General features: G+C 48.2%; 1 protein-coding gene and 1 pseudogene. Both read left to right on the forward strand.

Annotated features, from left to right (window positions below):
• Nucleotides 1–6: 6 nt before the first annotated feature.
• Nucleotides 7–689: pseudogene (locus AZ66_RS29160) on the forward strand (phosphosulfolactate synthase).
• 45 nt (nt 690–734) lie between these two features.
• Nucleotides 735–1,320 (forward strand): 2-phosphosulfolactate phosphatase (locus tag AZ66_RS29165; RefSeq protein WP_044358141.1); only part of this gene is annotated, 586 nt, incomplete at its 3' end.

The following is a 1,320-nucleotide window of genomic DNA, read 5'->3' on the forward strand; positions in this document are numbered from 1 at the left end:
ACGGATATGCTGGAGCTCGCCCACGAGCACATCGACGTCATTAAGCTGGGGTTTGGAACCTCTGCCGTTACGCCTCTTTCACTGCTTAGCACCAAGCTGGAAGCCGCAGCACGTCATGATGTTATTGTCATTCCTGGAGGTACGTTTTTAGAAATTGCTGTCGCGCAAGGCATGGTGGATGCTTTTTTCATATGATGAGAGAGACTGGTTTTACGGGTGTTGAGGTGTCAGACGGCACAATCACATTAACCCGCGAAGAGCGGAATGCGCTCATCCGCCGCGCTAGCGAGGAAGGACTGCTTGTTTGTACAGAGTATGGCAAGAAGGATAATTCAACACCATTTGTTCTCTCCGATATCGTAGAGACCTTTACAGAAGATCTTGCTCACGGAGCCGAATGGATGACGCTTGAGGGAAGAGAATCTGGTGTGGGGGTTGGCGTGTACGATTGCAGCGGCAGTTGTGATACCTCATTGGTCAATCGTATTGTCTCAGCTGTGCATACGCCTAGCCGACTGATGTGGGAAGCTCCACACAAGGAGCAGCAGGTAGAAATCTTACGAACGGTTGGTTTGCAGGCGAATATCGGCAACGTATCCCCACATGACATTATTGCCTTCGAAGCACTCCGCAGAGGACTGCGTTCAGATACAATGAGCGCCATGGTTCAATCTCATTACATGATCTAATTGTTCGATACACGTAACCAGAAATATAAAAAGGGGGGAACCAACATGCATATCGATGTCATTCTTAGCGTAAACGAGGCACGAGCAATTGATTTGACACATCGTACGGTGATTGTAATCGACGTACTTCGTGCAACAAGCACGATCATCACTGCCCTTCATTATGGCGCTTCCGGCGTCATTCCCGTTGAGACGGTATCCCAAGCCAAACAAATTGCTAAAGATAAGGATGTATTAGCTGGGGAACGCTACTGCAAAAAAATACCAGGATTCGACGCAGGGAACTCCCCTTATGAATACATGTCGAACAGTATAGAAGGCAAGCGAATCGTGCTAACAACTTCAAATGGTACGCGTGCCATCCAGAAAGCATTGAAAGCAGACTATATATTAGCCGGAGCAATCATTAATGCGCAAGCTACTGCACATGCTGCATGCAAACTGCGCAAGAATGTGGCATTGCTCTGTTCAGGCGCACAAGATGAATTCGCCTTCGAGGACGGCCTATGCGCCGGACTTATAATTGCGGAGCTGCAACGCTGTATGGGTAATGCAAACGAACTAACCATGAATGATGTCGGATATACCGTTCACAGCTCCTATCAGTATATGCGAATCGCATTCCAGAAGC

The organism is Paenibacillus sp. E194, from assembly GCF_000935845.1.
GTDB lineage: Bacteria > Bacillota > Bacilli > Paenibacillales > Paenibacillaceae > Paenibacillus_B > Paenibacillus_B alvei_B.